At 69.8% G+C, this 12871-nt stretch carries 9 protein-coding genes; 6 read left to right on the top strand and 3 right to left on the bottom strand.

Annotation, left to right across the window (positions count from 1 at the left end):
* Positions 1-3 precede the first annotated feature (3 nt).
* Positions 4-1227, top strand: a complete 1224-nt coding sequence (locus QSK17_RS18735; protein WP_285706159.1) for an aminotransferase class III-fold pyridoxal phosphate-dependent enzyme — start codon at positions 4-6, stop codon at positions 1225-1227.
* 123 nt (positions 1228-1350) lie between these two features.
* Here the strand turns inward: QSK17_RS18735 and QSK17_RS18730 are convergent, their stop codons facing one another.
* Entirely contained in the window at positions 1351-2448 is a 1098-nt protein-coding gene (locus QSK17_RS18730; RefSeq protein ID WP_285706158.1) for a GNAT family N-acetyltransferase, read from the bottom strand.
* Positions 2449-2590: 142 nt separating this feature from the next.
* Here QSK17_RS18730 and QSK17_RS18725 point away from each other — a divergent pair, with 142 nt between their 5' ends.
* The 4 genes from QSK17_RS18725 (at position 2591) to dop (ending at position 8430) form a co-directional block, all read left to right on the top strand.
* Positions 2591-3454 (top strand): tRNA (adenine-N1)-methyltransferase, encoded by an 864-nt coding sequence (locus QSK17_RS18725; RefSeq protein WP_285706157.1) that lies wholly within the window; start codon positions 2591-2593, stop codon positions 3452-3454.
* 205 nt (positions 3455-3659) lie between these two features.
* On the top strand, positions 3660-5423 hold the full coding sequence (gene arc, locus QSK17_RS18720) for a proteasome ATPase (protein WP_285706156.1): 1764 nt from the start codon (positions 3660-3662) through the stop codon (positions 5421-5423).
* A gap of 219 nt (positions 5424-5642) precedes the next feature.
* A complete protein-coding gene (locus QSK17_RS18715) occupies positions 5643-6830 on the top strand; it encodes an acyltransferase family protein (protein WP_285706155.1) in 1188 nt (395 codons plus the stop codon).
* A gap of 82 nt (positions 6831-6912) precedes the next feature.
* Positions 6913-8430 (top strand): depupylase/deamidase Dop, encoded by a 1518-nt coding sequence (gene dop / locus QSK17_RS18710; RefSeq protein ID WP_285706324.1) that lies wholly within the window; start codon positions 6913-6915, stop codon positions 8428-8430.
* 23 nt (positions 8431-8453) lie between these two features.
* Here dop and QSK17_RS18705 read toward each other — a convergent pair whose 3' ends face one another.
* Positions 8454-9329, bottom strand: a complete 876-nt coding sequence (locus tag QSK17_RS18705; protein ID WP_285706154.1) for a serine/threonine-protein kinase — start codon at positions 9327-9329, stop codon at positions 8454-8456.
* Positions 9330-9695: 366 nt separating this feature from the next.
* Between QSK17_RS18705 and QSK17_RS18700 the strand changes: the two genes are divergently transcribed.
* Positions 9696-9905 carry a ubiquitin-like protein Pup gene (locus QSK17_RS18700; protein ID WP_285706153.1) on the top strand — a complete coding sequence of 70 codons (210 nt, stop codon included), beginning with the start codon at positions 9696-9698 and terminating at the stop codon, positions 9903-9905.
* Between the two features lie 165 nt (positions 9906-10070).
* Here the strand turns inward: QSK17_RS18700 and QSK17_RS18695 are convergent, their stop codons facing one another.
* Positions 10071-12869, bottom strand: coding sequence for a glycoside hydrolase family 38 N-terminal domain-containing protein (locus tag QSK17_RS18695; RefSeq protein WP_285706152.1), 2799 nt, complete (start codon positions 12867-12869; stop codon positions 10071-10073).
* Positions 12870-12871 lie beyond the last annotated feature (2 nt).

Here is a 12871-nt window from a genome sequence, read left to right as displayed (position 1 = left end):
TCCGTGACCGGTTCCTCGGACGCCTCTCTGCGAGAGCGCGCCGCCAGGGTCGTCCCCGGCGGCATGTACGGCCACCTCAACGCCGCGCTGCACGGCGACGTCTACCCGCAGTTCTTCGTACGCGGCGAGGGGGCCCGGCAGTGGGACGCCGACGGCCGCGAGTACATCGATCTGATGTGCAGCTGGGGACCGGTGATCGTCGGGCACCGCAACCCCCGGGTCGAGGCCGCCGCCGCGGCCCAGCAGGCGTCCGGCGACTGCCTGAACGGGCCGGGCCCCGTCATGGTAGAGCTGGCCGAGCTGCTGGTGGATCTCATCCCGTCCGCGGACTGGGCGATGTTCTCCAAGAACGGCACCGACGCCACCACGCAGGCCCTCATGGTCGCCCGCGCCGCGACCGGGCGGACGAAGGTGCTGGTCGCGCATGGCGCCTACCACGGCGCGGACCCCTGGTGCACGCCCGGTCTGTCGGGCACGACGCCGAACCAGCGCGCCGACACCATCGAGTTCACCTACAACGACCTGGCCAGTGCCGAGGCCGCCGCCGAGGCGGGCGACATCGCGGCCATCCTGGTGACGCCGTTCAAGCACGACTCGTTCGAGGACCAGGAGCTCGCCGACGCGGACTTCGCCCGCGGCCTGCGCGCGCTCGCCGACCGGCTCGGCGCCGCCCTGGTCATCGACGACGTGCGCGCGGGCTGGCGGCTGGACCTGCGCGGCTCCTGGGAGCCCTTCGGCGTACGGCCCGACCTGACCGCGTGGAGCAAGGCGATGGCGAACGGGTTCCCGATCGCGGCCGTCACGGGCGTCGACGCGCTGCGCGGCCCGGCGCAGACGCTGTACTCCACCGGGTCCTTCTGGTTCTCGGCCACCGCGATGGCGGCGGCCAAGGCCACCATCGAGATCCTGCGCGAGACAGACGGCCCGGCCCTCATCGAGCGTGCGGGCACCCGCCTGCGCGAGGGCATCGCCGCCCAGGCCGCCTCCCACGGCTTCGTGGTCAACCAGACCGGCCCGGTGCAGATCCCGTGGCTGTCCTTCGAGGGCGACGCCACCCTGGACAAGGGCATGCGATGGGCGGCCGCCTGCCTCCAGGAGGGCGTCTACCTCCACCCTTGGCACAACTGGTTCCTGTCGACCGCCCACACCGACGAGGAGATCGACCGGGCGCTGCTGGGGACCGACGCCGCCTTCGCCAAGCTCAGGGCGGCGTTCGGCGCCGACTGACCGGCTGTCACGCCCGGGGCGAGGGCCCCGGGCGACATGGTCTCGGGTGGACGCGCTCTCGGCCGATGTCTCAGCCGATGTCTTGGGCGACGTCTCGGGGGACATGGCCCCTGCGGGCGCCGTTCAGCGGGTGCGGGACCACTGGATGTCGTCCACGCGGGTGCCGTCGGGGCCGGGCAGCAGGTCCTTGACGAGCACCTCCTGGACGAACCCCGCGCGTTCGAGCACCCGGTGGGAGGCCGTGTTGTCGGGCGCGGTGCCCGCGATGATCCGGCGCAGGGAGGTGTGCGTGAACGCCCACTCCACGAGCAGCTCCAGCGCGCGGGTGACGAAGCCGCGCCCGCGGTAGTCGGGATGCAGGCTGTACCCGGTCATCGCCTGGTCCAGCGGCGGGACGACGTTCGTGAGCTGGATGTCGCCCGCGTACGCGCCGGTGGCGGCGTCCCGGATGGCGACCTCGGCCCGGTCGCCGGCGAGCCACAGATGGAGGGCGTACCGGCAGCGTTCCACGGACTCGGCGTGCTCCGGGGGCTCCGGGAGGACGTGGTGCCCGTAGACGTCGGGAACGGACGCCACCGTGTGGAAGTCATCGGCGTCCGCGAGGGTGAGGGGCGTCAGTCGTACGACGCCGTCGGTCAGCTCCCCGCCGGGGAAGAAGGGCAGGTACGGCCGGATCGCGGCCCCGGAGTCGGACGCCAGGCGGGCGAAGGCCACCGTGTCGGCACGCGAGCCGTCCCGCTTCGGGTACGCGCCGCGGAGCACCCCCTCGCGCTGGAACCCGCACGCGTATGCGACGCGCTGGCTGGCGATGTTCTCGACGTCGGTCAGCAGCGAGACCCGGGGAACCCCCTGGGCGAAGGCCAGCTCGGTCATCGCCCGGGTGGCGGCGGTGGCGACTCCGCGCCCGCGCGCCCAGGGAGCGATCCAGTATCCGACCTCGCCGTTGCCCAGCCGGTCGAGCGGCTTGTGCCCGACGACGCCCAGGAACTCGCCGGTCTCCGGATCGTGGATGACGTAGTCGGCGCCTCCGCCCTCCCAGGTCTTCCGGGAGAGCCCGTTGATCCAGGACAGGGCGTCCTCGCGCGTGTAGGGCACGGGGATGAGCGGGATGAACCGGGCTATCTCGGGGTCGGCGCAGGCCCGGGTCACCTCGTCGGCGTCGGTCTCCGTGGGCGGGCGCAGTGCGTACGGCCCGGCGGTAACCACCTCTTCGGGAAACATATGGTGGTTCTACCAGGCGACCCGATCTCCGTCGCAAGCGATTAACCGGCCGCGACAGCACGTGAGAGTGGAGGCCGCCGGGTCTCCGCGGCGCGTACGGGACGCGGATGGGGACAGGACAAACACGGATAGCCTTGGCGCCATGGGTTTTCGCAGGCACGGCCCGTTCCAGGCCGGAGATCAGGTTCAGCTCACCGATCCGAAGAACAAGCGGCACACGGTGACGCTGAAAGAGGGTGGCGTCTTCCACACCCACAAGGGATCCATCCCGCATGACGACCTGATCGGGCAGCCCGAGGGCTCCGTGGTCCGTTCCTCCGGGGGCACCGCCTATCTCGCCTTCCGGCACCTGTTGCAGGACTACGCGGTGTCGATGCCGCGCGGCGCGGCTGTGGTCTATCCGAAGGACGCCGCGCAGATCGTCGCCATGGCCGACATCTTCCCCGGGGCCCGCGTGGTCGAGGCGGGGGTCGGGTCGGGCGCGCTGACATGCTTCCTGCTGCGCGCCGTCGGATCCGAGGGCTCCGTCACGTCGTACGAGCGGCGTGAGGACTTCGCCGGGGTCGCCACCAAGAACGTGGAGAAGTTCTACGGCGGCCCGATGAAGCAGTGGCGGCTGGTGGTCGGCGACTTCGTCTCCGCGCTTGACGAGGCGGACGTCGACCGGGTGATCCTGGACATGCTCGCCCCCTGGGAGTGCGTGGACGCCGCGGCCAAGGCGCTCACCCCCGGCGGCGTGATCTGCTGTTACGTCGCGACGACGACGCAGCTGTCCCGGACGGTCGAGACCATCAGGGAACACGGGAGTTTCACGGAGCCCCACGCGTGGGAGACCTTGGTTCGCGACTGGCATGTCGAAGGGCTCGCGGTACGCCCCGACCACCGCATGGTGGGGCACACCGGCTTCCTCGTCACGGCCCGCCGCATGGCGGACGGCGTCACGCCGCCGCCGAGGCGCAGGCGCCCCGCCAAGGGCGCGTACGGAGAGGGGACCGAATCCGCATGACGTTTCAGCCATAAACCGGCAAAACCGCTTGAATGGGGAACATTCGGGTGAGTACCACATCTTCACCTGAATAAACGGTCCATTCGGGACTAAACACCGAACACCCAATGTAACTACACGAACACTGCCCGGCCAGGTTACGTACAGCGCCAAGATAGGTAGGGTCTTGAGTAGTCGTTCTCGACGGGGAAGGAGGTGACGGGGCGTGGCAGCTCGCGACGACGCTGAGGCTCGGGCCGCGCAGCGCGAACGGGAGGTCGCCGACCTCACAACACAGGTCTCCTTCCTGCAAGAGGAGATCACCGCACTGCGGCGGAAGCTGGCAGAGTCTCCTCGCCAGGCCAGGGTCATCGAAGAGCGTCTCCATGAGGCACAGGCCCAGGTGGCCGCCCTCACTGGACAGAACGAACGACTGGTCTCCACCATCAAGGAGGCGAGGGACCAGATCGTCGCCCTCAAGGAGGAGGTCGACCGGCTGGCGCAGCCGCCGTCCGGTTTCGGCGTCTTTCTGGAGACGAGGGAGGACGGCACGATCGAGGTGTTCACCGGGGGTCGCAAGCTCCGGGTGAATGTCAGCCCTGCCGTGGACGTCGACTCGCTCCGGCGTGGCCAGGAGGTCATGCTGAACGAGGCGCTCAACGTGGTCGAGGCCCTCGGCTTCGAGGACGTCGGCGAGATCGTCATGTTGAAGGAGCTCCTGGAGGACGGCGACCGCGCGCTGGTGATCTCGCACGCCGACGAGGAGCGTGTGGTCAAGCTGGCCGATTCCTTGAAGGGGCAGCCGGTCCGCGCCGGCGACTCGCTCCTGCTCGAGCCTCGTTCCAACTATGTCTATGAACGCATTCCCAAGTCCGAGGTCGAGGAGCTCGTGCTGGAGGAGGTGCCGGACATCTCCTACGACGAGATCGGCGGCCTCATGCGGCAGATCGAGCAGATCAGGGACGCGATCGAGCTGCCCTACCTCTACGCGGACCTGTTCAGGGAGCACAAGCTCCGTCCGCCCAAGGGCGTGCTGCTGTACGGCCCGCCCGGTTGCGGCAAGACGCTCATCGCCAAGGCCGTCGCCAACTCCCTGGCCAAGCAGGTCGCGGAGAAGACCGGCCAGTCCGGCAAGAGCTTCTTCCTCAACATCAAGGGCCCCGAGCTGCTGAACAAGTACGTCGGTGAGACCGAGCGGCACATCCGCCTGGTCTTCCAGCGGGCCAGGGAGAAGGCCTCCGAGGGCACCCCGGTGATCGTGTTCTTCGACGAGATGGACTCGATCTTCCGCACCCGAGGCTCGGGCGTCTCCTCCGATGTCGAGAACACCATCGTCCCCCAGTTGCTGTCGGAGATCGACGGCGTCGAGGGCCTGGAGAACGTCATCGTCATCGGCGCGTCCAACCGCGAGGACATGATCGACCCGGCGATCCTGCGGCCCGGCCGCCTGGACGTCAAGATCAAGATCGAGCGGCCGGACGCCGAGGCCGCGAGGGACATCTTCTCCAAGTACCTCATCAGCGACCTGCCGCTGCACGCCGACGACCTCGCCGAGCACGGCGACAGCCGGGACAGCACGATCGCGGGCATGATCCAGCGGGTCGTCGAGCGGATGTACGCCGAGAGCGAGGAGAACCGCTTCCTCGAGGTGACCTACGCCAACGGCGACAAGGAAGTCCTGTACTTCAAGGACTTCAACTCCGGCGCCATGATCCAGAACATCGTGGACCGGGCGAAGAAGATGGCGATCAAGGAGTTTCTCGACACCAAGCAGAAGGGCCTGCGGATCGCGCATCTGCTGGCCGCCTGCGTGGACGAGTTCTCCGAGAACGAGGACCTGCCCAACACCACCAACCCCGACGACTGGGCCCGCATCTCCGGCAAGAAGGGTGAGCGGATCGTCTACATCCGCACTCTCGTGCAGGGCAAGCAGGGCACCGAAGCCGGCCGTTCGATCGACACGGTGGCCAACACCGGCCAGTACCTCTAGGGAGTGTCCGACACGACCTAGGAACCGGCTCCGGCTCGTGAAGGCCGGGAGGGGATCGTCCCCTCCCGGCCTTTCCTGTTCCCGCTTTGTGTAGTAACAAGCCGTTTAGTATGAAATGTACGAATTTCCCGGAAGTGGGCATGAGAGTTCCGGAAATTTCCGGGAACCGGGGAGATCGGATTCACGTCAAAGGGGCGTGATCTACCTAGGTGCGCGCCCGTGACGCATGTGCTTTCGCGTGGCCGGGACACGGGCCGGTCGGCGAGGGGGCCGCGCCTCGTCGAACTCGACGCGCTGCGTTTCGTCGCCGCGTTCGCCGTGATGTCCTTCCATTACATGGCGGCCAGCAAGTCGCTGTGGGGTGAGTCCCCCACGGCGCTGTTCGCGAGCGTCAACCGGGTCACGACCCTGGGCATCCTCGGCGTCGAGCTCTTCTTCCTCATCAGCGGGTTCGTCATCCTGATGAGCGCCTGGGGTCACAGCATCGGCGACTTCGTGGTCTCCCGGGTCTCCCGGCTGTACCCCGCGTACTGGTTCGTCGTGATCGCGCTCTTCGTGATGTACACGTTCGTCGGCGTGAAGGCCTTCGACCCCAAGCTGTCGCTCCGCGACTACCTGGTCAACATGACCATGCTGCAGGGCGGAACCAACATCGGGCACGCGGGGGCCGTCTTCTGGTCGCTGTGGGTTGAGCTCAGGTTCTACATCCTGGTGGGCCTGTTCGTGGTGGTCGGCATCACGCTGCGGCGCTGCCTGGGCTTCATGGCGGGCTGGATCATCCTCGTGGTCGTCGCCGAGGCCACCCACAACGACGTGCTGACCTTCCTGTTCATGCCCCGCCAGGCGCCGTACTTCATCGCGGGCATGGCGTTCTACCTGATCCACAGGTTCGGCTCCACGCTGGTGCTGTGGGTCTTCGTGGGCGTCTCGTACGGACTGTGCCTGCTCGCCGCCACCGAACGGGTCAAGGGGCGGGTGGACATGATCGGCTTCGCGCACTTCCCGGCTTCGCCGGAAGGGGCGATCATCGCCATCACGCTGATCTTCGCGCTGATCGCGGCCGTGTCCCTCGGCTGGCTCCGCTGGCTGCGGTGGCGCGCCCTGACCACCGTCGGCGCGCTCACCTACCCGCTTTACCTGATCCACCAGAACGTCTCGGCCGTGCTCATCCCCGGTCTGAAGGACTCCGTCGGCCGCTGGGCGCTGGTCGGCCTCACCATGGCGGTCTCGATCGCGCTGGCCTATCTCATCCACCGGCTCGTCGACAAGCCCGGGCAGCGATGGCTGCGGGCCGCTCTGAGCGCCTCCCTGGACCGGATCCGGCTACGTGACGGGCAATCCGCGCCGCCGCCTCCCCTTGAGGAGTCACGCGTCGCGACGCAAAGTAAGGAAGCATCGGTGCCGTAACTGTCCGGTAGCCGGGCATAGAGAAGAGGCTAGGCTCGGGGATATAACGGCGAAACGACGGCCTAAAGCAGGCGGGGTGCGCATGACGGTACGGCGGGTGATGGGCATCGAGACCGAGTACGGCATCGCCGTACCCGGGCAGCCCGGGGCGAACGCGATGGTGACCTCCTCGCAGGTCGTCAACGCGTACCTGGCGGCCTCGGCCGCGAGGGCCCGCCGGGCTCGGTGGGATTTCGAGGAGGAGAACCCGCTCCGCGACGCCAGAGGGTTCGACCTCGCCAGGGAGGTGGCCGACCAGAGCCAGCTCACCGATGAGGACCTCGGCCTCGCCAACGTGATCCTGACCAACGGCGCGCGTCTCTACGTGGACCACGCCCACCCGGAGTACTCCACGCCCGAGTGCACCAACCCGCGGGCCGCGGTGAGCTGGGACAAGGCGGGGGAGCGGGTCATGTACGACGCCGCCGTCCGCGCCTCGGCGATGCCGGGGAACGCGCCCATCCAGCTCTACAAGAACAACACCGACGCCAAGGGCGCCTCCTACGGCTGCCACGAGAACTACCTGATGCGCCGGGCGACGCCCTTCGCCGACATCGTGCGGCACCTGACGCCGTTCTTCGTCTCGCGCCAGGTCGTCTGCGGCGCGGGCAAGGTCGGCATCGGGCAGGACTCGCGGGGCGAGGGCTTCCAGATCAGCCAGCGCGCCGACTTCTTCGAGGTCGAAGTCGGCCTGGAGACCACGCTCAAGCGGCCGATCATCAACACCCGCGACGAACCGCACGCCGACCCGGAGAAGTACCGCCGGCTCCACGTCATCATCGGCGACGCCAATATGTCGGAAATTTCGACATATTTGAAGCTTGGGACCACGTCGCTGATCCTCGCCATGATCGAGGACGGGTTCCTCACCGTGGACCTCTCGGTCGAGTCGCCCGTCGCCGCCCTCCGCGCGGTCTCCCACGACCCGACCTGCAAGTACGAGATCGCGCTGCGCAACGGCCGCAAGATGACGGCTGTGCAGCTCCAGATGGAGTACCTGGAACAGGCCCGCAAGTACGTCGAGGACCGCTACGGCGCGAGCGTCGACGACATGACGAAGGACGTGCTCACCCGCTGGGAGTCGGTGCTCAGCCGGCTCGCCGAGGACCCGATGCAGCTCTCGCGCGAGCTCGACTGGGTCGCCAAGCTCGAACTCCTCGAGGGGTACCGCACCCGGGACGGCCTTCCCTGGTCGCACCCGCGGCTTCAGCTCGTCGACCTGCAGTACTCCGACATCCGGCCCGACCGCGGTCTCTACAACCGCCTCGTCGCCCGTGGCCGGATGCAGCGCCTGGTCACGGAGGAGGACGTGGAGCGGGCGATCGAGCTGCCGCCCACCGACACCCGCGCCTACTTCCGCGGCCGGTGCCTGCGCCAGTACAGCGAGTCCGTGGCGGCCGCCTCGTGGGACTCGGTGATCTTCGACATCCCCGGCAGGGAGTCCCTCCAGCGGGTGCCGACCCTGGAGCCCCTGCGCGGGACCAAGGCCCATGTCGGCGATCTACTGGACCGCTGCCGGACCGCCGCCGCCCTCGTGGCCGCCCTGACGGGCGACAAGTGACGGCTGCCCGGAGCCTTCGAAATCTACGTCGTAAAGGCGCGAGCGGGCAGCACCTCGGACCGGCGGCCGGGCGGCGCCGCCGAGATGCCCAGCCGCCGCAGCACGCCGACCAGGAGGGCGACCGCCTCCTTCGCGGTCGGTCGCTCGTCCGGGTCGAGCCGCAGCAGCCCGTCTATCACGGGGCGGAGCGGCCCGGCCCGCAGTGACGGCTCGGGAGCGCTGCCAAGCGCGCGTTCGAGGTCGTTCAGCGACCCGGCCTCCGCGTAGGGAGGCCGGCCCTCCACGGCGCAGTACAGCGTCGCGCCGAACGACCACAGATCCGAGGCGACGGTCGGCTTCCCGCCGGTCACCCGTTCCGGTGCGAGATACGCCGCCGTACGGACGACCGGGAGCGTGGAGGAGCCCGAGCCGTCGATCGCCGCCATCCCGAAATCAGTCAGCACGACGCGGTCCTCGGTCAGCAGGACGTTCGCCGGCTTGATGGCCCCGTGGACCACTCCGGTCTCGTGGGCGTGCTGTACACCGGCCAGGAGCTGGAACCCCACCCATGCCGACCAGTGCACCGGCAACTGCCCGAGGTGGCGGATCGTCTCCTCCAGGGTGAGGCCCTCAAGGAGCTCCGTCACGATCCACAGACGGCCGTTCGCCTCCAGGAGGTCGTGCACGGTCACCACCGCGGGGTGGCTGAGCCGGGCCGCCGACCTGGCCTCCCGCAGCGCCCGCCGACGCGCGGACTGCAGGTCGAGCTGGTCGTCGTGATGCGCCGGGCGCAGCTCCTTGATCGCCACGTTGCGCCGCAGGCGCAGGTCGTGCGCGTGCCACATCACCGTTCCTCGCCCGCGGCGAACGGCCGAGAGCAGCCGGTAGCGATCTCCCAGCAGTTCGTGATCCGTCCCCATGAGCCACCCCCCTGGCACGACACGGCCCCTTTGTCTCCCGAGTACATATTGTGATCGCAAAAGGATCACCGTTGACCGCGACGGGCCCCCGCCGAGGGTAACGATCCGGTCTACGAGACGATCTTGTGGGGTCGGTCCCGGCCGTCGGAGCACGGCGCGGTATGGCGGCATGGCGCGGCACCGGCCGGCCGGAGTCCCGGCGGGGTGGGGCCGCACGGAGGATGACTTGATTTCCCGCCGCGCGGAGGGTTGGCTGGCTGGACCGCCTTCCGGAGCCGGGCGAAAGATCGCGGGCGATCCGCGCGAATTGTCGCCCGGTTCGGGGAAGATACGAAGTAGAGGCATCCCCCGAGCGGAGGTATCCACATGGCGACGAAGGACACCGGCGGCCAGAAGCAGGCGGGCCGTCAGGGGAGCGAGGTCGAGGAGACCGAGACGCAGGCGACTCCGGACGTTCAGGAGCGTCACGAGAAGCTCACCGACGACGTCGACTCCATCCTCGACGAGATCGACGAGGTCCTCGAGGAGAACGCGGAGGAGTTCGTGAGGTCATACGTCCAGAAGGGCGGAGAGTAAGGCCGGGAGCGGCCGCGGAGGGGAGGCCCGGGTCCGGAGGAGGCCGCGGACGGTCCGCGGAGTCCGAGGCCCGGGCCGGCACCTTTCAGGGGCACCTTTCATTGGCGCCTTCAGGAAGGTGCCCGGCGGTGGTGCCCGGTCGTCGCGCCCTGTGATCGCGCCTTGTCAGTCCCACAAATGCACGGTGACGATCTCGAAGGGTCGCAGTGGGAGCCGTACGCGGCCCGCTGAGACCTCGAGCGTGGCGGTGGGAGAGCCGAGCGCGTCGGCGAGACACGCGGCGGTGAAGTTCCCGGTGACCACGGCCTCGGTCGCCTTCGGATGCTCGGCGACCAGGCGGATCTCCAACCGGCCGTCCCGCTCACGGAGCGCGGCCATCATCACGCCGTCGCCCGACACCGCCGGCGCTCGCCGCGAGAGCGCCGCCGCATCGGGCCGGTCGCCGGTCCCGCCCGCGGTGGCGGTCCCGGATCCGGGTACGGCGAGCAGATCCTGGCGAAACTCCTCGGCCAGGCGCGGCAGTCGCGCCTCGTCCCAGCCGCCCGCGTAGGGCAGAACGGCGAACCGCGCCGAGAACGGCCCCTGGCACTGGGCGGCCGGAGTCGCGAGCTGCGGCCCGGCCGGTTCGTCCCGGTAGGGGTTCTGGTTCCGTGACAGGTAGCCGACCGACCTCATCAGCGTGAGCGCCAGTTCCGCGCGCTCCGGTGCGCCGGACGTCTCGCCCGCGCTCTCTCCTCGGCCGATCCCCGTGTCAGCGGCTCCACCGCCGTCAGCGGACACGGCGGGTGGCACACGGCCGGGGAGTAACTCGTACTCGGTGACGTGGTCGAGCAGCACCGCCACGCCGCCGGCCGCCACGAAGCCCTCGGCGGGGAAGGTCGGGATCGGCCGCTCGCCCCCACCGCTCTCCATGCCGTCCGGGCAGCCACGCCGTACGACCGCGAACTGGCCCTCCGCGATCGACTCGGACGCCGGGCGAGGGAGCGGCGCGTGCCACCGGAGGCGGTGATCCCGGCAGTGAACGTCGAGGTCGAGCTCGCACCGGACGAACGGCTCGCCCGCGCGCAACTCAACCCGCGTCGTGACCACCGTGCTCACCGTGGCCGCCGCGTCAGCAGGCCATTCGTAGGAGCGGGAGACCTCCAGCACGGACACGAGCGGCCCCCGGCAGATCTCCTCGACCTTGACGTACGCGGGCCGATCGACGATCAGGTCCCCCGGAGGGGGCGCGTAGTTGTAGGTGTCCCCGATGTCGCCGCCGTGCGAGATGCGGCCCACGCCGTGCGCCTCGGTCCCGTCCCGGCCGCGCAGCGACAGCGTGCCGTCCTCGGCGACGGTGACGCGCAGCAACCCGTTGTCGAGCGTGCCCTCGGGTGCGAACAATGCGGCCACCGCCTCAGGAGTGCGGGTCAGCGGGACGAGCCCGCCGAGAGCCGGCTCGGCGGTCAGGACGGACCGACCGAGCGGCGGGACGGTGACCTGCGCCGCGACGGTGACGACCGGCTCGGCGAGCGTCCGGACCCGCCAGGGGCCCGGACCGGCCCCGAGGATGGCCCGGCGCAGGTCCTCGTACGCGTAGTCACCCGGCGCGTGCCGGCTCACCGTGATCGTGAACACGCCCTTCCCGGTCTCCCAGGAGACGATCTCGTGGCCGAACAGCTCCCGCTCGTGGACCCGGCCGAGGAGCTGGGAGAGGTCGTCCATGACCGTCTCGTCGAGCAGCGTGGGCGCGTGTTCCAGCCGCTGGACGGCGACGGCCCCCCCGGAGGCGTCCGTCAGGCGGGTCCGGTGCTCCGGCAGGTCGGCGAGCACGAGCGCGGTCCGCTCGAACGGCGACGGGTTCACCACGACCAGCGAGCCGCGTGGCGCCTGGGCGGCCAGCGTGGCGCTCACCAGGTCCACCACGGCCTGGCCGATCTGCTCCGCCTCCGCGATGCGCGCCGCGACCTGCTGGGCGGTCTCGTCCGCTCCGCAGCCGGTGACGGAGTCGTGCCCGGAGCAGGCGATCAGCCGCCGCCAGGCGAGCTCGAGCAGCCGGGCGGACGCCGTACGGTCGGCCAGCCAGAGCGCGGACAGCGGCTCGGCGTACCGGATGACAACCCGCTCGGCGCGGGCCATCGCCTGCTTGAGGGGGACGCGGGCGGAGACGACCCCGGGGAGGATGTTGGCCCGGGCGTGCGACCGCAGCTCGCCGTGGATCTCCGGCAGGCCGGAGGGGACCCCGGCCAGCTCCAGGTACTCCTCAAGAGTGGCGACGCGCAGCCCGTGTCCGGTGATCTCGGCCGCCGGGGCGGAGTGGTCGGCGCCGTACATCGCCAGCATGGGACCGTCCGGCCGCCACGGGCGCATGGACGCGGCGAAGGCGGAGAGCCGGTCGGGTAGCCCCTCGGCCGGGCCGCTGAACAGGGCGACCGCGTTGCCGTACCCTCCGGGCAGGTAACGGGTGACCACGGTGGAGCCGTCGGCTCCCGTCCAGGCGAACGCGTCCCGGCGGACGGATGCGGGCACGCCGCGCCACAGACAGGCGTGCCGGAGCCCGGCGAGTGAGAGGATCTGCGGCATCTGGGCGCAGTGCCCGAACTGGTCCGGCAGGTAGCCCACCCGCATGGCCCCGCCGAGGGCGGCCGCGCCGCGCATGCCGTACTCCAGGTTGCGGATCAGCGTCTCGCCCGAGCAGAGGAACTCGTCGGCGAGGATCATCCAGGGGCCGACGGCGAGGCGGCCCTCCTCGACGAACCTCCTGACGTCGTCCCGCCTTTCCGGGCGGATCTCGAGGTAGTCCTCGACGGCGGCGAGCTGTCCGTCCACGGTGAAGCGGTAGAGCGGATCGGCCGCCATGAAGTCGAGGACCTCGTCCAGCATGCGGACGAGCCCCATGCGGAACCGCTGGAAGGGGAGGTACCACTCGCGGTCCCAGTGCGTGTGCGGGACGACGACGATGTCGTGGGAGGTCTCAAAGTGCACGC

It is taken from the genome of Microtetraspora sp. NBRC 16547 (assembly GCF_030268965.1).
Classification (GTDB): domain Bacteria; phylum Actinomycetota; class Actinomycetes; order Streptosporangiales; family Streptosporangiaceae; genus Microtetraspora.
This window is presented reverse-complemented; position numbering and strand designations above follow the sequence as displayed.

Excerpts from the sequence above, each read along its gene's own strand:
- QSK17_RS18725 (WP_285706157.1), top strand. The coding sequence starts at position 2,591 with ATGGGTTTTCGCAGGCACGGCCCGTTCCAGGCCGGAGATCAGGTTCAG.
- QSK17_RS18730 (WP_285706158.1), bottom strand. The coding sequence starts at position 2,448 with ATGTTTCCCGAAGAGGTGGTTACCGCCGGGCCGTACGCACTGCGCCCG.
- QSK17_RS18705 (WP_285706154.1), bottom strand. The coding sequence starts at position 9,329 with ATGGGGACGGATCACGAACTGCTGGGAGATCGCTACCGGCTGCTCTCG.
- QSK17_RS18700 (WP_285706153.1), top strand. The coding sequence starts at position 9,696 with ATGGCGACGAAGGACACCGGCGGCCAGAAGCAGGCGGGCCGTCAGGGG.
- dop (WP_285706324.1), top strand. The coding sequence starts at position 6,913 with ATGACGGTACGGCGGGTGATGGGCATCGAGACCGAGTACGGCATCGCC.